Origin of the sequence: Blautia sp. Sow4_E7 (assembly GCF_052116245.1) — a bacterium.
Lineage (GTDB): Bacteria > Bacillota > Clostridia > Lachnospirales > Lachnospiraceae > Blautia_A.
In genome coordinates, this window is record NZ_JBQKLL010000050.1 from 1 (window position 1) to 21,502 (window position 21,502).

Sequence of the window (21,502 nt, forward strand, 5' to 3'; positions counted from 1 at the left end):
GCCATAACCTATCCTCCATGATTGTAGTGAAATAGTCTAAATATCTTTCATCTACAATTATAGAGGAATCCAGAAGATTAGAAAATCCGCAGGAATATTTGGCGCTTACTAAAGTACCGGTAATTATCCGAGTATTAACTGAAGATGATTCCATTTTAAGTATGGTGGACTTGAATCTTCACAGAGAACGGATGGAGTAAGTCATCAGGCACCAACCCTGTATGATGTTGTCCCAAAAGAAGAAATTGCTGAATTTGAAGAGCTTATGCGCAAAACCATAGCTGACATTGTATCAGAAGCCAGTAGCGTTGCCTGTTGGGTGTATGTGCAGAAATATGTGAAACAGAAAACTCTTGATGAAATGCTGCAAGAATTGCCAGGAGCAGGCCAGTTTATCATTGTCATGGATACCTGATTCGAAAGACTGATGGCGGATCAATAGAAGTTGTGATAGAATGAAGAAAACGATTTGATGTGCAAATCGGAAGTTGGAGGATACACGCATGAAAATTGTAATCATTAATGGAAGTGCCAGAAAAGGAAATACGCTGGCAGCAATCAATGCATTTATAAAAGGAGCGTCAGAAAAGAATAAAATTGAAATCATTGAACCCGACAAACTCAACATTGCACCATGCAAGGGATGTGGTGTCTGTCAATGCTCTAAGGGATGCGTCGATAAGGATGATACAAATTCTACAATTGATAAAATTGCTGCTGCATATATGATTCTTTTTGCTACACCAGTTTATTGGTGGGGAATGTCAGCACAATTGAAACTTATCATTGATAAGTGCTACTGCCGTGGATTGCAGTTAAAAAACAAAAAAGTTGGCACAATTGTTGTAGGTGGTTCTCCTGTAGGCAGTATCCAGTATGAGCTGATTGATAAGCAGTTTGACTGTATGGCAAAATATCTTTCATGGGATATGCTTTTCAAAAAATCATATTACGCAACAGCCAGAGATGAACTTGAAAAAAATAAGGATTCCATGAACGAACTTGAGTGGATCGGAAAAAATTTATAAAGCACACACCAAATTCCTGTTTTTAAAGCTGTACATGAAAATGTATGGCTTTATTTTATAAAAACACATTGACAATTATCTATGTATATGCTAATCTACACACATAGATAAATATCAATGCGAGGTAAATGAAATGGAACTAACAAATGTTGCATTAATCTGCAAGGCACTTGGAGATTCAAACAGATTAGAAATAGTGCAAATGTTGTCAGATGGCGAAAAATGTGGATGCAGGCTCTTGGAAAAATTTGAAATTACACAGCCAACCCTGTCTCATCATATGAAGATACTGGTGGAATGTGGATTGGTGAATGATCGCAAAGAAGGTAAATGGCATCATTACTCTTTGAATTGTGATACTTTATTAGAATTCAAGAATTTTATTGGCAGTTTGACATGTGAGTCATGCTGTGACAAAAAAGATAGCTGTTGTTAGAGGGGAAATGCTAAGATGAAGTTTTTTCAAAAGTATTTATCTGTGTGGGTCATTCTATGCATGATCATCGGTGTATCCATAGGACATTTTTTCCCGATGATACCCAATATATTAAATAAGTTTGAATATGCAGGGATATCTATTCCTATGGCTGTATTAATCTGGATTATGATTTATGGGGAATATGCGGAGCAATCACATCCATTGGCGCTGCACTTGCAATCATCGACGGAACAGGTCCGCTTTCAACAGATGGAACATGGGGAAATCATATGCAGTTTACCTCGAAAGCAATCGGAGAATTAGGAGCCATAAACGGACCAAGATGCTGCAAGAGAGATGCAATGATAGCATTTAAGAATGGTATTGATTATGTGAATGCTCATTATGGAGTAACATTGCAATACGAACAAATGCAATGTGGATTCACAGATTTTAATGAGCAGTGTATAAAGGAGAGGTGTCCATTTCATGAGTAATGTAAAAGTGGCATTTATTTGTGTCCATAATTCCTGCCGAAGTCAGATTGCTGAGGCTTTTGGAAGACATCTGGCATCAGATGTGTTTCAAAGTTATTCGGCGGGTACAGAAACAAAACCACAGATTAACCAAGATGCTGTCCGTATTATGAAGGAATTATATAATATAGATATGGAAGCAGATGGGCAGTTCAGTAAGCTGGTTAGTGATATTCCAAATCCGGATATTGCAATATCAATGGGGTGTAATGTGGGATGTCCATTTATAGGAAGACCGTTTGATGATAACTGGGGACTTGAAGATCCAACAGGAAAAAGTGATGAGGAATTTAAGATAGTCATTGAAAAAATCAGAAAAGATATTTTGAAATTAAAAAATGGATTGGATAAGAGGTAGACAGCATCAGATTCCAGTTTGCAGAGCTGACAATCTATCATTTTATCAATGTAAGAAAACAGAAGGTAATTGATAGCAGCTGAGTAATTTGCATTTCTGCTTTTAATGTGTTTTACGATTGCCATTCATACCACCTGCTAGTTTCAGTACCTCTTTTCTCAATAGGAATAAGTCGGTGATGCACTGATGGATTTCATTTTCTATAGCACGTGACTGACTGCCACCGCTATTAAAATGCTTGGCGATCTGATTGAGATTTGATCCGATTTTTCCATATTCACTGACCAGTTTTCTGAGATCATTCATGTCTGCAACAACTTCAATCTGATGATTGATTTGCTTCTCAAGCAGGAGTTTTCTCAGATATTCTGATCGGCTAATAGATAAACAAGTAGCGCCTTGGTCTAATAAATCCAGTTCGACATCTGTAAGACGTAATCCTATAAAATGTCTGTGATTCAGTTCTTTATCTTTGTTTTTTGTTCTCATACTCTTCCTTCCGCTGAGACTATTCCTCCCGCCGGGAGTCCACGTATTTCAATATCGGCTGTCCCTTCCGATATTAGAAATAGTGCTGTGAACACCTTTAGGTGGAACCAACAGACAAGTGAAACGTCTGTTATTGAGAGGGTATGGGGAGATCCCCATCAAGATAAATCCCATAGGAGAACAGGATGCCAAACGGCAATACTGTTAAACATGGGTGGATCTTGCTCTTATTTGTATCCCTCTATATAACGAAACGCTCAGAGGCTGTTTTACGGTGGGGGAAAAGAAAAAATATCAAAAAAATGATGATTAATGGTGAGCTTGTGATAGAATGGAAAAAAGAGAAAAGCATAAAGGACGTAGTTGTGGAGAATATTTGTTATGATTAGAAAGTTGCTGAACGAAGATATCGATAGAGTTGCTGACATATGGTTAAAGACAAATCTGAAAGCACATTATTTTATTTCCAATCAATACTGGAAAAGTAATTATGAATTAGTGAAAGAAATGCTGTCACAATCCGAAGTTTATGTGTTTGAAGCAGATAAAATGATACAAGGATTTGTAGGACTAAATGATGAATATATCGAAGGTATTTTTGTCTCTGATGAAATGCAGTCATGTGGCATAGGTAAGCTTTTATTGGATTATATTAAGGATAAAAAAGTCAGCTTACGATTAAATGTATATCAGAAGAATGCCAGAGCAATTTCTTTTTACCAAAGAGAAGGGTTCATTATTCAATGTGAAGGTTTGGATGAAGATACTGGTGAAAAAGAGTACACTATGCTATGGAAACAAAAATAGAAATCGGAAGTTGTGGGAATAAAAAATATGGAATTAAGACTATTGCGCTATTTTCTGACGGTGGCAAAAGAACAGAGCTTTACAAAAGCAGCAGAACAATTGCATATTACCCAGCCAACGCTATCCAGACAAATGGCGGCATTTGAAGAGGAGCTTGGAGTAACATTATTTATTCGAAGCGGGAAGAAAATTTCGCTTACTGAAGAGGGGATTTTATTAAAAAGGCGTGCCCTGGAGATCCTTAATCTTGAGGAAAAAACACTTGAGGAACTGAAAGGAAAAGAAGATGTTGTAGAGGGAAATATAACCATTGGATGCGGTGAATTTGCAGCGGTGGAGACATTGGCGGAGATATGTAAAACATATAAAGAAAAATATCCGCTGGTTCAGATTGTATTGCATACTGCAACAGCAGATGCAGTGTATGAGATGATGAATAAAGGACTTGTAGATATTGCATTATTCATGGAGCCGGTGGACACCGAAGGGCTGGATTATATCCGGATCACAGATTGCGATCACTGGTGTGTTGGAATGCGGCCGGATGATCCGCTGGCAGAAAAAGAGTTTATAAGAAAAGAAGATCTTATTGGAAAACCATTGATCCTGCCGGAAAGAGTAAATGTTCAAAGTGAACTTGCCAATTGGTTTGGAAAAGACTTTTCGAAACTGCAGATTGCTTTTCCAAGTAATCTTGGAACGAATGCCGGAGTTATGGCAGCAAATGGACTGGGCTATCCGGTATCCATCGAAGGTGCTGCAAAGTATTGGCGGGAGGATATTCTTGTACAGCGAAGAATTTCTCCTGAAATCACAACAAGTACTGTGATTGCCTGGAGACGAAACATTCCATATTCTTTGGCAGTCCGTAAAATGATTGAGGAGATTAATGCTTTTCAGGCATAAAATAAAATTCAATATAAGCATTAGACATAATGAAGCGATAGAGCTTAAAATAGATGTGTAAGATGAATGTAAATCTTATACATCTATTTTTTTGTGAAAAATACGTATAGAAAGGGGCTTTTTATTATGAGTAAAAAATTAGTGGCATTTTTCAGTGCAAGCGGAACAACAAAAAAAGTAGCAGAGATGATTGCAGAGGAAGCAAAAGCTGATTTATTTGAGATTGAGCCAAAAGTTACATATACAAAGGCTGATCTTGACTGGATGAATAAAAAATCCCGGAGCAGTGTGGAAATGAGTGATAAGAAATACAGACCAGAGATCATGAAGAAAGAGATAGATATGAGTTCTTATGATGAAATCCTTCTGGGCTTCCCTATCTGGTGGTATGTAGCTCCAACAATTATCAATACATTTTTGGAAGCCTATGATTTTAGCGGTAAAAAGATCGTCCTTTTTGCAACATCCGGTGGAAGTGGATTCGGTAATACTGTAAAAGAATTGCAGCCATCCGCACCAGAGGCTGTTATCACAGAAGGCAGTCTGTTAAACCGTGGAACAAAACAGAAAGTCAGTGAGTGGGTAAATTCTTTATAAACAGCAGTGTTATGGAGGTATACAGAATATGGAAAAAATAGTACAGACAGCAGGAAGAAATGCGCTTGGCGAATTTGCGCCGGAGTTTGCACATTTTAACGATGATGTACTTTTCGGTGAAAACTGGAATAATCAGGATATTGATATAAAAACAAGAAGTATCATTACAGTGGTTGCTCTGATGGCTTCCGGAATTACGGATTCTTCTTTAAAATATCACCTTCAAAATGCCAAAAATCATGGTGTGACACAAAAAGAAATTGCTGCAGTGATCACACATGTCGCATTTTATGCAGGATGGCCAAAAGCATGGGCTGTTTTCAATCTTGCAAAGGAAGTGTGGGAGGCAGGTGAAGGAGATTTACCATACGAAGAGGAAGCAATGCGGGTGCATGCAAAAGAGATGGTATTTCCAATTGGTGCACCAAATGATGGCTTTGCACAGTATTTTTCTGGCAGAAGTTTTCTTGCGCCGATTTCCACTTCTCAGGTTGGCATTTTCAACGTGACATTTGAACCCGGATGCAGGAATAATTGGCATATTCATCATGCAAAAAGCGGTGGCGGGCAGATTTTAGTATGTGTAGCCGGCCGAGGGTTTTATCAGGAAGAAGGCAGGGATGCGGTAGAAATGAAACCGGGTGACTGTATTAACATTCCGGTAGATGTAAGGCACTGGCATGGGGCCGCTCCGGATGAATGGTTTTCCCATCTGGCAATTGAGGTGCCGGGAGTGGATTGTTCCAATGAGTGGTGTGAGGCGGTATCGGAGAAAGAGTACGCTGGATTAAGATAAGGAGAGCACTATGGAATACGGTAAACTCGGAAATACAGATATAGAAGTGTCAAAATTATGTGTGGGCTGCATGAGTTTTGGGAAAGCTGGAACCATGCATGACTGGACGTTGGATGAAGCTGAAAGTGAGAATGTTATCAAGCATGCACTTGATTTGGGATATAACTTTTTTGATACAGCAAATGGATATTCAGCAGGAACAAGTGAGGAATATTTAGGTAAAGCATTGAAGAAAAATGTAGCGAGAAATCAGGTTGTGATTGCATCCAAGGTATATTTTAATGAAGGTCGTTTATCAAGACAGGCAATCATGAGGGAAATAGATGGAACTCTGTCACGTCTTGGAACCGACTATCTTGATTTATATATCATCCATAGATTTGACTATGATACACTAATTGAAGAAACTATGGAGGCACTGCACGATCTGGTAAAAGCAGGAAAGGTCAGGGCACTTGGTGCATCTGCCATGTATGGATATCAGTTTTATAATATGCAGTTAGCCGCAAGAGACAATGGATGGACACCATTTTCTGCGATGGAGAATCATTATAATTTGCTTTACAGAGAGGATGAGAGAGAATTGCTACCAATTTGTAAGCAAATGAAAGTTTCGTTAATGCTGTATAGCCCTCTTGCAGCCGGACATCTGGCAAGACCACAGTGGAAATCAGAGTCTCTTCGTGGAACCACGGATAGGGTTGCCATGGGAAAATATGATAAGACTGAAGAGGAAGACATGCAGATAGTTAAACGTGTAGCGGAGCTTGCCGAAAAGTATAACTGCAAAATGTCCCAGATAGCCATTGCATGGCAGTGGGCAAAGGGAATTTTATCGCCTATTATTGGGGCAACCAAAACGCAGTATCTGGATGATTCAGCCGGAGCATTTGACATTAAATTAACTGCCGAAGACCTTGCATATCTTGAAGAGCCATATGTTCCACATGAGATAGTTGGTGCAATTGATAAAAATCCGGCGCAAGGTGTTATTTTGCTTGATGAAAAGAAATAAAGTTTCAGTAATCATAGAGTGTATGGATTCAATTCCATATGCTCTTTTTCTTTTACTTAATTTCAAGAAAAATGCAGAAATCTAATGTTACGAGTTTCTTACGAGTGGCATTAAAAAAACTCGCAAGAAAACTCGTAAGAAAAAAAGTAAAAAAATTTGCTTTTGACCACTGTAAAACAGGCTCTGAGCGTTTCGTTATATGAAGGGATAATTTTTCTTTCATAATTCAAAGAAAAGAGGACAAAGAAATGTCAGAGAACAGAAACTTCTTGATGTGGAGAAGGGAAATTATTAGGACACAGAATTTATGAGCTAGATTGAAGAGATGATCACGGATCTGGTAAAGACCTATAAGGTAATCAGGGAAGTCAGAGCCGGGAAGCTCCGGTACAAAATGTAAGCTGGAATCGGGGCACACAGGAGATGCCCTGGGATGAAAGGGAGAAGAACAGAGGGACGCAGTGGAGGGGAAATGTAAATAGCAGAAGCAGGAATGAAGGGATACAAGAGCAACATATAGCAGAACACTGGATAATGCAGGGTAAAGGACAGGAACAGAAGGACACCCGGAATTCCGGTATCAAGACGTCACAGAACCGGAAAAGATTCCGCAACCGGATGATTCCGGGCACACCGTATTTATTCCGTGGATAGAGAATAGTGATAATAAATTATACGGAATTGGGAAGAGCAACAAATATCATATCCCGGTGCAAAAACTGCCAATCACAGTTGGAAAAATGGCAGGAGCAGTCCTTCCGGAACGGGATGCGGTTAGAACCAAATGCGTCGGAAATCATCGAACCCGGAGATGAAATCGGTATCGGAAAGCTGAAATTTATTTACAGGTAGAAGCGAACGCTTAAGGAAATGCTGAATAAAGCAGCTACCGAAACACTATTTCCGGATATTTCGATTAATCTTCTCAAACTCCCTTCCTCCCAGGGTATTGTGGGTGAGAAGTCTTTTGTTGCTTCCCGCTAATGCATTTTTCCGGTATTGTCCAGGGGTACAGCCGTTATGCTGACGGAACTGTCTGCAGAAATGCTCTACATTATTATAACCACATTGCTCGGAAATGTCGCGGATGGAGTATTCGCTGTACTCTAATAAATCCTGTGCACGGCGCAGACGTCCTTCGATGACATTGTTCATGCAGGAGGAGCCAAATTGGCGGTGATAGAGAGTCTGAAGATGACTGGGACTTAAGTGAAGCTTTGCAGCCATCATGTTTATATTCCATGGAAGCTGAGGATTATTGTAGATCATCTTATGCAATGCAGCCAGCTCATGATCGTGAATACCCGGGGACTCATTCTGGGTTCCTTCTCTTAATTTGGAGAACAGAACCCGCAGCAGGTGAGTAATGTTTGCTTCGCTTTCAGAGGAGAAAAAGGCGGACTCCCAGGTTAGTAATTTAAAAAGCTGATGACAGTATTCCGGATCTGTTACGGGAAATGGGGTGTTTGTTAACGGAAACAGCTTCACGAAGGAGTGATCGGAACGAAAACGAATCCAGTCATTCCGGTATTCTTCACCGGCAGCACGGTAATAAATCCTGCTTCCTGGTGTATACAGAATAGCAGAATTGGCGGCTGTCCGCATTAGTCTTCCGTCTATGAGCAGCTCCGAGGGAGAGTCGAAAAGAAGCAGAAGATAGCCTGTAAAGCCATTCGGAACATCATATATAAAATCTGAGGGGTGAACGGCACTGTAGCCGACAAATTCAATTTCAGTCATCTGGAATCTCCGTTCTGATACATCAGAGGATATATCAATTTTCTTATAGTATAAATCATTGGAAACTTTAAATCAATGCGATAGTATCAGATTAATATGGCAATCGTCATCAGAGAGTTGCGGATCGTGCAGCGTTCAGACATCTGATGCGTGACTGCATAGGAACATGATTTAGAAGAAGGAGATACATGCATGGCAAATTTGGGTGGAGCAACAGAGAATGACAGAAAAAAGATCGTGATTACAAAGGATTCAAAGGCCTTTTTTCATAATAATGTAGATTATTGTGTGGGAACCGGAAGAATGGGGCTTGCATTGACAGAAGAATATCAGGAGGAGCTGCGCTTGGTTCAAAAGGAAATCGGATTTAAGCATATCCGGGGACATGGATTATTCTGTGATGATATGGCGATCTTTCAGACCTATGAGGAGGATGGTAAGGTAAGGGTCGAGTACAACTATACTTATCTGGATAAAGTAATGGATGCCTATAAGAAGGTGGGGCTGAGACCTTTTCTTGAACTGGGTTTTATGCCTAAAAAGTTGGCAAGTGGAAGCCAGACTATCTTTTACTGGCAGGGAAATACCACTCCTCCAAAAGATTATGATATGTGGTGTAATATGGTGCATTCATTGCTGCGGCATCTGATGGGACGCTATGGAGAAGAGGAAGTTATTCAATGGCCCATTGAAGTATGGAACGAGCCCAATCTTTGCGGCTTCTGGGAAAATGCGGATATGCAGGAATATTTTAAGCTGTTCCATAGAACCTTTGATGCCATAAAGGAAGTGAATCCGGGATTCCGTGTAGGAGGCCCTGCTGTTTGTGGAGGAACGGATGAGAAATGGATTCAGGCATTTATGGAATATTGCCATGAGAATCACATACCTGTGGATTTCGTAACCAGACATCATTACACCATTGATCCGCCGGAATGTATTGGACATTATGCATATTCTGAACTGATGAAGGCAGAGGACGGCTTTGCCAATTTAAAAACAACCAGGGATATTATTGACAGTTTCCCGGAATATAAGGGTCTGCAGATTCATATCACGGAGTTCAACAGCTCCTATACTCCTCAGGGCGTCATTCATGATACAAACCTGAATGCGGCCTTTATAGCACAGCAGCTTTCCAGATTGGGAGATGTGAATGAATCCTATTCCTACTGGACATTTGGTGATGTGTTTGAAGAGCTGGGAGTTCCTTTTACACCATTCCACGGCGGCTTTGGACTGGTTGCCAATGGCTGTATTACCAAGCCGACCTTCTGGACATTTGCTTTTTACAAAAAGCTTGAGGAAAGTGAAGCCAATTGTGTATATAAGGATGACAATATTGTCGTTTTGAAACGTGCAAACGGTGATTATCTAGGTGTAGCCTGGAATATTGCCCGTAAAAGTACAGAACAGGGTAAAGAAAAAATGCTGTTGGAGTTTACATTTCCGGCTGAACAGGAGGAGTACTGCTTCCTGACTAAGACGGTAGATGAGGAAACATGTAATCCCTTGAAGGTATGGCATGATATGGGAGAACCTGCCAATCTGAGTGAGGAACAGACGAAGCTGATTCGGGAATCATCCAGACCTTTTGTAAAAACAGAGCGTAAAAAGCAGGAGGACGGAAATATCTGCGTAGAGCTTCCTGTAAACGAAAACGGTGTGGTTTATTTCGAACTGAATGCCGGAAAGGTGAATCCGGATCGAGGATATGACTATGATCGTGTGGTCAGCTTGAAGGCTTAAACTAGCACCCAGTAATTTGCTTTATGAAACAATGTACATGGATTAGGCTTGCAAAGGAGGATATCAAAATAACCAATACAGCGATTGCAGTAATTTCAAAATTGGTTCTAAATAGTTACCAATTCTGGTACGATTGATTTTTGAGGCGCCTCTTAACGGAAGACGCACCTTGTTTTTAGTAGAAAGGCAGGAACAATATGGATCATTCAGCAATTTTACCAAACGGAAAATCCTTTGAATTTTGGGAGGTGCCGGTAACTTATAAAAAAGAAATTCATGTTAATCAGAATCACCCTATGGCGGATGATGCAAATGAGGGTACTTTGGAGAAACCGCTGAAAACAATTAATGCTGCGGCAAAGCTGGCAACAGCAGGCAGCCGTGTTTTGATTCATGGTGGGGAATATCGGGAGTGTGTGCACCCAACAGCCGGAGGATCATCTCCGGAGAATATGGTAAGTTTTGAAGCTTATGGAGACGATGAGGTTGTTATTAAGGCCTCTGAATTAGTTACAGATTTTAACCCCAGCACCGGTTGGCGTGTTCAGGGGAATTTTAAAGATGAAATAGACAGGGAAAAAATCCGCATATGGGAATATCGCCTGAATCCAGAACTTTTCAAAGGATATAACCCGTTTTGTGCGGTTAATATATTACACGACAGGTTATTTATTGAATATGAAAAAACAGATATGACTACTTATCTGAACCGAAGAGGAATGATTTTCTGTGATGGAAAACCTCTGCAGCAGGTGGCTTTATATAATCAGATGTCCAAATGTCAGGGAAGCTACTGGGTAGAAGCCAATGGACAGACAGTTCATTTCCGTCTGCCGGGAGATGCAGATCCTTCAGACCATAAGATTGAGATTACATGCAGAGAGCAGTGCTTCGCACCGGAGTTCCCCTTCCTTTCTTATATTAAAGTAAAGGGAATTATCTGTGCCCATGCGGCTACAGGAGCACCGGTTCCTCAGCGGGGAGCTCTTTCCTGTTACAGAGGCCACCACTGGATCATCGAGGACTGCACCATTGACTGGTCCAATGCGGTAGGCATCGATGTAGGAAATGAATGCTGGCATCACGAACTGATTCCGGGACAGGTGATCGGTCACAGCGTAGTGAGAAGATGCACAATCAAAGATGCGGGAGTATGCGGCATCGCCGGACTTTTTGCTGCTCATATGCTGATCGAGGACAACCTGATCGAGGGAACGGGCTGGCAGAAAATGGAGCTTTCCTGGGAAGCAGGAGCTATCAAGCTTCATAACAGTGTAGATGGCCTGATCCGTCACAATGTGTTTCGGAATACATTCCGGGCGGATCATATTTGGCTTGATTGTGGAAACGAAAATAACCGAATTACAGGAAATCTGTTCCTGGATGGCAAGGAGCAGAGAGAAGCTATCTTTATTGAGTGTACAAGAGATGGAGTCAACCTGATCGATAACAACATAATCTGGAATGTAGAGGGACGTTTTGATCCGAAGAAAATTCCGGTTGAGCCTGGATCAACCGGCTGGTACAAGATGGAAGAATATGATGTCGTGAACGGTTACGGTATTTATGGCGAAGGCACGGATCACCTAAGAATTGTGAATAATCTCATAGGAAACTGCCGCAGTGCAGGATATTTCGCAAAGCCTGTTTCATTTCGGGCGGAAGGAATGAACAGAGGCGGAACTTCTGTGGATGCAAAGCTTATCAATAATATTTTCTATCATTGCGAGGAGGCGGCTATAAAGATGCCCACCAAGGCCAACGAGGCAGAGGGTAATTGCTACGTAAAGGAAGAGGGCGGTTACCTGAGAATCCTTTATCCACAGCCTCCGGTATGCCTGCATCTTCCTGCTTGGCAGGAATTTTACGGCTTTGACCTGCATGGACAGGAGGCCTGGTTTGACGTTGATGTTGATACAGAAAAGCTGACTTTTACCTGCAAAAAGGCGGCAAAGAAACCCTTTGCGTTCCCAGGTGAACTGGAGAAAAGAAATTTTGTATTTGAACCGGAAAAGACGCGATCAGTAGATGCAAGTGCATTGATACAGGCAGATTTTTATGGAATAGAAATTAAGAACGGAAGATGCCTGCCGGGACCTTTTGCAGAGCTTGATCCTAACCGGATTTATGACATTGATCCCAGAAAGAAATAGTAAAATTAACGGAGGTAGGAATTATGCTGAGAACAGTACGAACAGAAAATGGATGGGTGAAAGGTATTGAAGCCGCAGACCCTAGGATAACTGCATTTAAGGGAATCCCTTTTGCGGCTCCTCCGGTAGGAGAGAACAGATGGAGAGCACCCCAGCCCTGTGAAGACTGGGATGGAGTTCGTGAATGCTATCGCTTTGCTCCGATTTCCATGCAGAGCGTCCCGGGAATCGGTGATAACGTGTATATCCGTGAGTGGCATGTGGATCCGGAAATTGCCATGGATGAGGACTGTCTGTATCTGAACGTATGGACAGGTGCTAAAGAAGTAACAGAAAAACAGCCGGTTTTGGTATGGTTTTTCGGAGGAGGACTCCAGTGTGGATATCCTGCCGAAATGGAATTTGACGGAGAGAGAATTGCACGTCGCGGTGTGGTTGTTGTAACGGTAAACTACCGGGTTAATGTTTTTGGATTTTTGGCACATCCTCAGCTGACAGAGGAGCAGCCTGACGCACCGACTAATTTTGGAAGTCTGGATCAGCAGGCAGCACTTCGATGGGTACAGAGAAATATTGCTTTCTTTGGTGGAGATCCGGGTAATGTGACCATTGCAGGACAGTCAGCCGGAGGCGGAAGTGTTATGAGCCAGATGGCATGTATGGATAATGAAGGCTTATTTCATCGTGCAGTAGTGATGAGTGCAATGATTCGCTCTCCTTATCAGGTTGGAGGAATCGGAGTGCCGGAGGAATTGTGGCATGCTGAGGAAAATGGACAGCATTTTCTTTCTTTCCTGGGTTGCTCAACTATTGAGCAGGCTCGTAAGCTGGATGCGGCTACGATTCGTGACAAGTATGAGGAATATACCAAAATATTTCCGGCTATGTTTACCGTATTGGATCACAAGTTCTGTGTAGGTGACCCAATGGTTCTTTTCATGGAAGGCAAGCATGTAAATGTTCCCGTTATGTCTGGAAATACTTCAGATGAATTTCCCAGTTATATAGAAGCTTCCTCAAAAGAAGATTTGAAAAAGAAAGCAGAAGAGATTTTCGGAAAGAATGCTGAGACCTTTTTGCGCTTTCCCGAGGCAATGCGGGAGGATTCTGATGGAAAGTATGCGAAGGTAAACGGAATTGAATGTACGATCAAGTGTCTTTTTTCAGATAAAAAAAGTGCAGGTGAAAAAAAACCCTACTATTATTACAGGTTTGATTCAGATATTCCAGGATGGGATAATGCCGGAACCTTCCATTCTGTAGATTTATGGTTTTTCTTTGAAACACTGGCGAAATGCTGGAGACCCTTTGTGGGGCAGCATTACGATCTTTCCAGAATGATGTGCAATTACTGGGTGAATTTCATAAAAACAGGTGATCCAAACGGCAATGATGCGGACGGAAAGCCAATGCCCTACTGGTATCCATATGAAAAAGAAAAGCCCTGTGAGATGATCTTCATGTCAGATAGACCGGTAGTGAACTGCGGATGGGTGACACCCTTTAAGGAATTTTTACAAGAACAGATCAAGAAAACCCTTTCGATAGGAAAGATTTTCCATAAAGAATGGCTGGAGCCGATATGGGAAGGTGGGGATTGCTTCCGGGAAACCTTTGCAGCAGTTGCTGATGAGAATGGATGCAGGGCTTCTTTCCTGTGGACTCCAAAAGAAGTTTTGTCCGTAGAAAGCTATGACGGGGAAACAGTATATGAAGAGGGGATCGATTACCTTGTAGAGGGAGATGAGCTGGTAATTCCTGAAGGGAGTCACATACCGGTAACCGGATGGGATACCTTCCTCTATCCGGACTTTGATACGGCAAAGAAGGCAGGAGAAGCAAGCGAATTTGCAAAAGATTTCGGTCCGCTAGTGACTACCAACGGAAAATTCTTAAACCTATGTGCCGTAGGCAATCCGAAGCTTGTTACAGAGAAACAGATCGCAGTTACCTATAAGGCAACGAAGAAGGAGTTACTTTCCGCTCCGGAAAGTCAACTGGACAAACTGCCGAAGCTCTCTGCAAAGCTGGAAGTAGGAGAACCCGTTAAGATCGTTTTGTATGGGGACAGCGTGTGCTGTGGCTGTGACTGCAGCGGTATGTATGGACAGAAGCCGGGACAGCCTACCTGGGCAGAGCTGCTGTTCCATCAGATGGAGGAAAAATGGCAGAGTCCGGTATGCTTCCACAACACATCGGTAGGAGGAGTGGATTCCGAATGGGCAATCGAAAATTCATCACAGCGTGCAGCCAACTTCCATCCGGATCTGGTTATTCTTGGTTTTGGAATGAATGACCGTTGCGGTATGGAAGAATACAGAAATAAAACAGGCAGACTTATAGAGGCAATCCGGAAGGTTAGTCCGAAAACGGAATTTTTATTGATTGCGTCTACGCTTCCCAATGAACTGGCTGCTACGGAGCCACACCATTTCTGGGCACATCAGGATGAATACAGTGAAAGTCTGAAGGGCTTAGAAGGTATGGGAGTTGCTATAGCAGATATACAGGCAGTTCAAAAAGAAATCGGAAAGAGAAAACGATACATTGATATAACCGGAAACTGGTTAAATCACCCCAATGATTATCTTGCCAGAATTCTGGCACAGGTAGTGATCAAAACTCTTGGAATGTAAAAAAGGAGCCTACAATGAGCAAGTTAAAGATTAAAACAAAGGAAAGACGATTTGAGACAGCCAGGGATTTATACGGAATCTTTTTTGAAGACATTAACCGTGCCGGAGACGGAGGACTTTATCCGGAAATGCTTCGAAACAGAAGCTTCGAAGATTCCATTTTACCGGAGGGTTATATACAGCAGGAGGATGGCATCCATGTAAAAACCGTATCCGGATGGCTGGATGAGTTTTGCAACGGAGAAGGCTTATGCCGCTGGGTAAAGGGCAACAATATTCCGGAGACAGAAATACCGGCATGGTATACACACAATGCAAAGATGGAACTGGAACTGACGGATACCCTGAATGAACATCGGGACGCAGCTCTGCGTATGCAGTTTGAAAAGGACGGATCTCTGACTAATACCGGTTACTGCGGTATATCCGTAAAGGCTGGAGAAAGTTACTCTTTGTATTTATTTGCAAAAGCAAAGGAAAAAATAGGACTGGACGTAGCGATCGAATACCAGGGAAAAGTACTGACTGGAAACAGTCTGGTGGTTTCCGGTCAGGAGTATACAAGATATGACATGAAGCTGACAGCAGCTGAAGATTGTCACGAGGCACAGCTTACTATTTCCTGCAAAGAAGGCGGAGAGGTTCTGCTGGGATTTATTTCACTAATGCCTGACAATACCTACATGGGGCATGGACTCAGAACAGATCTTGTAGAAAAGCTTAAGGGAATGAGTCCAAAGTTTATGCGTTTTCCCGGAGGCTGTATTGTGGAAGGAACGACACCGTCCACAGCGATGAGATTTCGGGATACGGTAGGTCCGGCATGGGAAAGACCCAGTAAGCTGTTTGTGTGGCATTACAGAAGTACATTAGGACTTGGCTTTCATGAATATCTGCAGCTTTGCGAGGATCTGGGGATGGAGCCCCTGTATGTATGTAACTGCGGAATGACCTGTCAGGGAAGAAAGAGTGTCCTTCTGGAAGGAGAGGCTCTTGATGAAATGGTACAGGATACACTGGATGCCATTGAATATGCTATCGGCTCTAAGGAAAGCAAATGGGGAAGGCTTCGTGCTTCTATGGGGCATCCGGAACCCTTTAAAATGACCTATCTGGAAATTGGTAATGAAAACTGGGGGCCGGATTATGAAAAGCGATACAACATGATTTATAAGAAGGTAAAGGAACTGTATCCCCAGATTAAAACCATAGCCAATGAGCATGTAGAGAAAAATGGTTGTCCTGCCGAGTGCGTGGATGAACATTTTTACAATACAACAGAGTTCTTTGCAGAACGTGTAAATTATTATGATGACTACGATCGTAAGGGACCAAAAATCTTTGTAGGAGAGGTGGCTGTAAACGAAGGCAACTATATGGGACAGTTGTATGCGGCTTTGGGAGAAGCGGCTTTCCTTATGGGTATTGAGAAAAATCAGGATATCGTAACATTGGCCTCTTATGCTCCATTATTTGAAAATGTAAATTACAGAGCGTGGTATCCTAATCTGATTCGTTTCAATAATCATCAGAGCCTTGGAATTCCTACTTATTATGTCTGGAAAATGTTCGGTCAAAATCGCGGAGAATATGTGGTGCGATCCGAAGATGAGGGAGGACGTGTTTATCGTCCGAGAACCGGAATGGCATCTTTAAAATCCAATAAGGAACTTCGCTTCAGAAATCCCATTTGGAATGGAGAAGAAGCAAAGATTACTCATGAATTAATGGGACATGTGCAGGATACAGAGGATGGCCGCCTGCTTCAGCTTCCGGATGAGGAGCAGAAAAAGGAATTTCACAGTATTCTGGAATGGGCTGATGAGACCAAGAGCTTTGTGGTATTTGGAGAAGAAGACCAGACTTATGGAAGATTTGAGACCGATATTTTTGTTGAGGAAAATGCTTACTTCGAGTTGGGTATATTCAGTGCCAGGGTGGTTCGTTCCTATTATGAGGAGCAGCTCGTGATTACGGCCGGAGTGGAAAAAGAATGGGATGCAGCTCTGGTGCGTCCGTTCCTTTGGAAGGTTAATGGAGGACAATGTTCACTGGAAGAGTTTGGCTATATGCATGACAACAAGCTGACTGAGGACTTTGCTATTTCAGTAAAACCGGGAGAATATCACCGCTTTGGATATGAAACGGACGGAAAACAGATTCGCCTGTATGTTGATGGTGAGCTTCAGAAGGAAATTTCGATTCCCTACGGACCTGCTTTTGTTTCGGTAGTAACTGACACCAAGGACGAAATCATTATTAAGGCGGTTAATTTTGCAGGAGATGTGGATCCGGTTTCCATTACACTGGACTGTCAGGTACAGGGCGACTATACCGTAACACTTCTTAGCGGTGAAAAGGGGGATGAAAACAGCTTTGAAGAGCCGGAGAAGGTGAAGAATATTACCGTGAATATGCATGGCGCTTCCTCAGAGTTCGTATACGAGGCACCGCCATATTCTGTCAGTGCTTTGCGACTGAAGAAGTGCGAAGCGTTTTAGAGGTTGACGCTGAACAGAAGATAAGAGAATAGAAAGACAAATTTTATGAATTTACTGGTAAAAGACAAATGTTTTTATGAAAAAATGGCAGTTATCGCCATTCCGATTTCCTTGCAGAGCATGATCACCATCGGTGTCAATATGACCGATACCGTCATGGTGGGAATGCTTGGGGAAACCTCGCTTTCTGCTACGGCTCTGGCTAATCAGTTTGTGAATATATACCAGATCTGCTGTATGGGAATCGCCATGGGAGCCAGCGTGCTGACCTCAAGATTCTGGGGAATGCAGGATATTACTTCTCTGAAAAAGACCATAACCCTGATGCTGCGGCTTTGCATCGTACTTGCGGTTCTGTTTATGCTGCCAACCATATTGATCCCTCAGCTGCTTATGAGGATGTATACTAATGATAGTGTGGTAATTGCGCAAGGAGTTCAATATTTTAAGTGGATGGTATACTGCTATTTTCTGCAAGGAATGACCATGACCTGTACGATTGTGCTTCGAAGCGTCGGACAGGTGAATTTTCCACTCTTTACATCCATAGGTTCTTTTTTTGTAAATATACTATTTAACTATATGTTTATATTCGGCAAGCTGGGAGTTCCCAGGATGGAAGTAGAAGGCGCAGGAGTGGGAACACTGATTGCCAGAGTATTTGAATTTTCGCTGATATGTGGATATTTTTTGTTTGTAGATCGCAAGATCGGCTATCGACTGAAGGATTTGCGGATGAAATGTAATTCCCTGATTAAGGATTATGTTTCTATCAGCATTCCGGTATTTGTTTCGGATTCACTGCTTGCTCTTGGTACTTCAGCGGTAGCAATGGTTATGGGAAGAATCGGAACGGGATTTGTATCGGCAAATTCAATAACAGTTGTTACACAGCAGCTTACGACCGTGATAATTCAGGGAATCTGTCACGCCAGCTGCATTATGACCGGTCACACATTGGGCCATGGTGAACGGGAAAAGGCACAGCAGCAGGCCTGGACATTCCTGATTCTTGGCCTGGTAGTGGGCATTTTAGGCGGAGGTCTGATCAAGGTATTAAGCAGACCCATTATCGGACTTTACAATATAACACCTGAAACGGCTCAGATTGCCGGTGAGCTTATGGACGCCATCGCATTTATTGTTATTTTTCAGTCTATGAACAGCATTCTGACAAAGGGAGTGCTCCGTGGCGGTGGTGATACGAAATTTCTCATGGTGGCAGATATTATTTTTCTGTGGGCTGCGTCATTGCCCCTTGGAATTCTGGCGGGGCTGGTATGGCATCTGGATGCTTTTTGGATCTATGTTTTTCTGAAAATAGATCAGATTTGTAAATCGATATGGTGTGTATTCCGCTTGAGGAGCGGAAAGTGGATAAAAACTTTTTCAAAGGAGAAAATGAATCATGCACAGTAAATTAGGCAATTACATTACATCCATTATTTTTTGACCCTGTTAACAAAAAGACATAAGAACGGCCTGAGAATACAGCCGCAGATGGCTCTGAATAGTTATAAATTTTAGATAGGATGTCAAAAAAGTTTTGATGGGTGGCTGGATAAACTGTAAACCAGAGCAAAATATGGTCAAAAAATTATCGACATCCGACCTCGCACATGTTATATATAAGTAATCTAATAAGAAAACAGTGTTATCATTACTGCATTGCTAAATGAGAATGGTAGCCATAAATATGAATTCGCAGGAACGGAATGGTTGAACCCTCAGGGTGACAGTGTCACTCATTTGTCAGCGAGAGGTGCTTAACTTAGATGATTTTCAGTTTTCTTATTTTGACATGGATTTACAGGAAGGGTAGAAAAATCAATGATTTCATTGACTTATCTTAACTCAAAATAATATAGGTTTCCAACGGGGACTCGAGCTCCTAAGCGAGGGGTCGGAGGTTCAAATCCTCTTGGTGACGGGCTTCAAAGCGTTCGAAAATGTTAGCTGGATTAGCTGACAGCTAATCAAAATCACTGGTTTGCAAACATGGGTTTTAGAAAGTCCAGCTAACATTTGGGTTCCGCTCTGTTGTCACCCCTTATTCGGGGATGTAAATCAGAGAAAAGGCGGGAAAAGAAACAATCTCTCCCAAACCTGCAAACATAAATTAGCTGAAACAGTATTCAATTCTATTAGCTACAGCTAATGGTCAAACAGCAATGTCTGTTTGGAACTTTACTATCTATAAAAGTTCCAGGCAGGCATTTTTTAGTTCCTGAATCCTGGAGGAAAGGAGTCAAGATGACTGAGCCAAACAGACAATCAGGAGAAAACGAAGAAAGAATCATAGAAATTGAGATTGAGCGTCTTCGTCCATTCAAAGAGCATCCGTTTCAAGTGAAAGATGCATCAGTTGGAAAAGATCTGATGCCGACAGAAGAGCGCGGCTCTATTGGGCAGGTAAAGCCATCTGGTTGGCATACGATCAAATATGACAATGTGGATGGCAAATATTTATATAATCGCTGCCATTTGATCGGTTATCAGCTTACTGCAGAAAATGCAAACGAGAAGAACTTAATCACTGGGACCAGATATCTGAATGTTCAGGGAATGCTGCCGTTTGAGAATATGGCAGCGGACTATGTAAAAGAAACTGGAAATCATGTGCTGTATCGGGTGACTCCGGTTTTTGAAGGCAGTAATCTCGTAGCATCCGGCGTACTAATGGAAGCGGAATCCGTAGAAGACAAAGGCGAAGGTATTTTGTGCTGCGTTTACGTTTATAATGTTCAGCCGGGAATTAACATCAATTATGCAACGGGTGACAGCTCGGCTTCTGGAACAAATCAGACGGCAGTAACAGAGCAGGCCACACAGGCTGTTACGCAGGCAGCTTCTCAGCAGACCAGCACGGAATCCTATATCCTCAATACCAATACAAAGAAATTTCATCGGCCGTTCTGTTCATCGGTCAAACAGATGAAGGAGAGCAATAAAAAATCCTCATCAGAGAGTAGGGATGCGCTGATTGCTGCAGGTTATGATCCGTGTAAAAAATGCAATCCGTAAAAATGTGTCAGATATTAAAAAAATATGGAAGAGGAAGGTTGTAGTTCTATATTACAATACTTCTTCTTTGCGCATATTGGATATGCTGTTGAGGGCGACTGTTGCACGCAGAAGATAAGTTGCGCCGGTCTGCGATAATGTGCTGTTTGTATAAGGAAAAGGACAAGGAGTTATGATGAATTTTAGTGGGATATTGATTGGTGTGCTTACCTTTTTTCTGATTGGATTGTTCCATCCTATTGTTATATATGCGGAGTATTACTTTGGAAGCCGCTGTTGGCCGGTATTTTTGCTGGTGGGCATTTTGTGTATGATTCTATCCGTAAGAATGCAGGAAATACTTTGGTCGGTTTCTCTGGGTGTTTTGGGCGTCAGTTGCTTTTGGAGCATTAAGGAATTGAAAGAACAGGAAAAAAGAGTGGCAAAAGGATGGTTCCCGAAGCGGAAGGTGGATAAGCACTAAAGAAGAAAGCGGGGAGATGAGAAGATGGCGGTATGGAGATTACAGGTGAATACTGGAGGAGCGAACGTTGCGGATTGCTTGCAAAACCATGTTGCAGCACTTTGGGCTGGCAAGGTACTTGCTTACTTAATGGGAAATTACTATGACTCGAAAGCCACCTACGAAAAACTCTTTGGAGACTATGAGAAAAAGTCTGTAAATAAGATTCTTCTATGATATGTAAGGGTGGCAAGCCTGAAAATCAGGCTTCTCACCCTTGTTTTATATATAACAGTTGTTGAATGGC

The 21,502-nt window shown here is 42.1% G+C and carries 20 protein-coding genes and 1 pseudogene; 19 read left to right on the plus strand and 2 right to left on the minus strand.

Features of this window, described 5'->3' with window-relative positions:
- Positions 1-196: 196 nt before the first annotated feature.
- The 5 genes and pseudogenes from ACTQ50_RS17495 to ACTQ50_RS17515 form a co-directional block, all read left to right on the plus strand.
- Positions 197-415: pseudogene (locus ACTQ50_RS17495) on the plus strand (hypothetical protein); the annotation flags it as partial.
- A gap of 88 nt (positions 416-503) precedes the next feature.
- Positions 504-1,028 (plus strand): flavodoxin family protein, encoded by a 525-nt coding sequence (locus ACTQ50_RS17500; RefSeq protein WP_441485261.1) that lies wholly within the window; start codon positions 504-506, stop codon positions 1,026-1,028.
- Positions 1,029-1,161: 133 nt separating this feature from the next.
- The gene (locus tag ACTQ50_RS17505; protein ID WP_082413811.1) at positions 1,162-1,464 is read left to right on the plus strand and encodes an ArsR/SmtB family transcription factor; all 303 of its coding nucleotides are present in this window, start codon (positions 1,162-1,164) and stop codon (positions 1,462-1,464) included.
- 224 nt (positions 1,465-1,688) lie between these two features.
- Positions 1,689-1,943, plus strand: coding sequence for a DUF5714 domain-containing protein (locus tag ACTQ50_RS17510; RefSeq protein WP_347088700.1), 255 nt, complete (start codon positions 1,689-1,691; stop codon positions 1,941-1,943).
- Positions 1,936-2,340 (plus strand): arsenate reductase ArsC, encoded by a 405-nt coding sequence (locus ACTQ50_RS17515; RefSeq protein ID WP_117699022.1) that lies wholly within the window; start codon positions 1,936-1,938, stop codon positions 2,338-2,340. Before ACTQ50_RS17510 ends, ACTQ50_RS17515 begins: the two co-directional genes overlap by 8 nt.
- 102 nt (positions 2,341-2,442) lie before the next feature.
- On the opposite strand, the gene ACTQ50_RS17520 is transcribed toward ACTQ50_RS17515, so the two are convergent.
- Positions 2,443-2,829 carry a plasmid mobilization protein gene (locus tag ACTQ50_RS17520; RefSeq protein ID WP_441485262.1) on the minus strand — a complete coding sequence of 129 codons (387 nt, stop codon included), beginning with the start codon at positions 2,827-2,829 and terminating at the stop codon, positions 2,443-2,445.
- A 185-nt stretch (positions 2,830-3,014) separates the two neighbouring features.
- Between ACTQ50_RS17520 and ACTQ50_RS17525 the strand changes: the two genes are divergently transcribed.
- The 6 genes from ACTQ50_RS17525 to ACTQ50_RS17550 all read left to right on the plus strand — a co-directional run bounded on the left by ACTQ50_RS17525 (position 3,015) and on the right by ACTQ50_RS17550 (position 6,950).
- Positions 3,015-3,218, plus strand: coding sequence for a hypothetical protein (locus ACTQ50_RS17525; RefSeq protein WP_441485263.1), 204 nt, complete (start codon positions 3,015-3,017; stop codon positions 3,216-3,218).
- Positions 3,211-3,636, plus strand: coding sequence for a GNAT family N-acetyltransferase (locus ACTQ50_RS17530; protein WP_173774139.1), 426 nt, complete (start codon positions 3,211-3,213; stop codon positions 3,634-3,636). Before ACTQ50_RS17525 ends, ACTQ50_RS17530 begins: the two co-directional genes overlap by 8 nt.
- Positions 3,637-3,663: 27 nt before the next feature.
- The gene (locus ACTQ50_RS17535; RefSeq protein WP_441485264.1) at positions 3,664-4,542 is read left to right on the plus strand and encodes a LysR family transcriptional regulator; all 879 of its coding nucleotides are present in this window, start codon (positions 3,664-3,666) and stop codon (positions 4,540-4,542) included.
- A 126-nt stretch (positions 4,543-4,668) separates the two neighbouring features.
- Positions 4,669-5,139 (plus strand): flavodoxin, encoded by a 471-nt coding sequence (locus tag ACTQ50_RS17540; protein ID WP_441485265.1) that lies wholly within the window; start codon positions 4,669-4,671, stop codon positions 5,137-5,139.
- Positions 5,140-5,167: 28 nt separating this feature from the next.
- Positions 5,168-5,935: a carboxymuconolactone decarboxylase family protein gene (locus ACTQ50_RS17545; RefSeq protein ID WP_441485266.1), complete on the plus strand. Its 768-nt coding sequence runs from the start codon at positions 5,168-5,170 to the stop codon at positions 5,933-5,935.
- Between the two features lie 10 nt (positions 5,936-5,945).
- Entirely contained in the window at positions 5,946-6,950 is a 1,005-nt protein-coding gene (locus tag ACTQ50_RS17550; RefSeq protein ID WP_441485267.1) for an aldo/keto reductase, read from the plus strand.
- Between the two features lie 897 nt (positions 6,951-7,847).
- On the opposite strand, the gene ACTQ50_RS17555 is transcribed toward ACTQ50_RS17550, so the two are convergent.
- Positions 7,848-8,690, minus strand: a complete 843-nt coding sequence (locus tag ACTQ50_RS17555) for a helix-turn-helix transcriptional regulator (RefSeq protein ID WP_441485268.1) — start codon at positions 8,688-8,690, stop codon at positions 7,848-7,850.
- Between the two features lie 192 nt (positions 8,691-8,882).
- Here ACTQ50_RS17555 and ACTQ50_RS17560 point away from each other — a divergent pair, with 192 nt between their 5' ends.
- The 8 genes from ACTQ50_RS17560 (at position 8,883) to ACTQ50_RS17595 (ending at position 21,432) form a co-directional block, all read left to right on the plus strand.
- Positions 8,883-10,439: a GH39 family glycosyl hydrolase gene (locus tag ACTQ50_RS17560; RefSeq protein WP_441485269.1), complete on the plus strand. Its 1,557-nt coding sequence runs from the start codon at positions 8,883-8,885 to the stop codon at positions 10,437-10,439.
- A gap of 197 nt (positions 10,440-10,636) precedes the next feature.
- Positions 10,637-12,592 carry a right-handed parallel beta-helix repeat-containing protein gene (locus tag ACTQ50_RS17565; RefSeq protein ID WP_441485270.1) on the plus strand — a complete coding sequence of 652 codons (1,956 nt, stop codon included), beginning with the start codon at positions 10,637-10,639 and terminating at the stop codon, positions 12,590-12,592.
- Between the two features lie 23 nt (positions 12,593-12,615).
- Complete coding sequence (locus ACTQ50_RS17570) at positions 12,616-15,228, plus strand: carboxylesterase family protein (protein WP_441485271.1); 2,613 nt, start codon at positions 12,616-12,618, stop codon at positions 15,226-15,228.
- A gap of 14 nt (positions 15,229-15,242) precedes the next feature.
- Entirely contained in the window at positions 15,243-17,729 is a 2,487-nt protein-coding gene (locus ACTQ50_RS17575) for an alpha-L-arabinofuranosidase C-terminal domain-containing protein (protein ID WP_441485272.1), read from the plus strand.
- Positions 17,730-17,774: 45 nt separating this feature from the next.
- Positions 17,775-19,148, plus strand: a complete 1,374-nt coding sequence (locus ACTQ50_RS17580) for an MATE family efflux transporter (RefSeq protein WP_441485273.1) — start codon at positions 17,775-17,777, stop codon at positions 19,146-19,148.
- 738 nt (positions 19,149-19,886) lie between these two features.
- Positions 19,887-20,753 carry a DNA/RNA non-specific endonuclease gene (locus ACTQ50_RS17585; RefSeq protein WP_441485274.1) on the plus strand — a complete coding sequence of 289 codons (867 nt, stop codon included), beginning with the start codon at positions 19,887-19,889 and terminating at the stop codon, positions 20,751-20,753.
- A 175-nt stretch (positions 20,754-20,928) separates the two neighbouring features.
- Positions 20,929-21,216, plus strand: a complete 288-nt coding sequence (locus ACTQ50_RS17590) for a DUF4491 family protein (RefSeq protein ID WP_110436407.1) — start codon at positions 20,929-20,931, stop codon at positions 21,214-21,216.
- 24 nt (positions 21,217-21,240) lie between these two features.
- Positions 21,241-21,432, plus strand: coding sequence for a hypothetical protein (locus tag ACTQ50_RS17595; RefSeq protein ID WP_441485275.1), 192 nt, complete (start codon positions 21,241-21,243; stop codon positions 21,430-21,432).
- Positions 21,433-21,502: the final 70 nt, after the last annotated feature.